Source organism: Nosocomiicoccus sp. HMSC059G07, from assembly GCF_001815515.1.
Lineage (GTDB): Bacteria > Bacillota > Bacilli > Staphylococcales > Salinicoccaceae > Nosocomiicoccus > Nosocomiicoccus ampullae_A.
The window spans coordinates 1-376 of record NZ_KV820800.1 but is presented as its reverse complement, the minus strand read 5'-3'; the positions used below and the strand labels follow the sequence as shown (position 1 = coordinate 376).

Below are 376 nucleotides of genomic sequence, written 5' to 3'. Positions count from 1 at the left end.
CTCGAACTTATAGCCGTCTTTCTCTTCTGTTGTTGCTTTGAAACGATCATCATCGCGGAATCCTTCTTGATATTTATTTGTATGATCTGATTGTTTCACACGACGTGTTTCATTACCATCTTTGTCTGTGTAAACAATATAGTACTCATGCGTATCTTCGAAGCGTCCCGGTTGTTTCACTTTCTCATATTCATAAGTCACACTTTGGTTCTTCTCATTGATGTAGTTACCTGTTGTTTCTTCACCATTTTCATCATATGGTGTGCCCTCTGTTGAATCTGTAACTTTTGTGAATTTATAACCATCTTTTTCGTCTTTACTTGTTGTGAATTCATCTTCTTCTGTACCTTTAGTTTGGTCTCCAGTATAAGATGTT

1 protein-coding gene is annotated in these 376 nt (G+C 36.4%); it reads right to left on the bottom strand.

Features of this window, described 5'->3' with window-relative positions:
• Nucleotides 1-376, bottom strand: a 376-nt coding sequence (locus HMPREF3029_RS09350; protein ID WP_210400772.1) for a hypothetical protein, incomplete at both ends; no start/stop codon positions are given.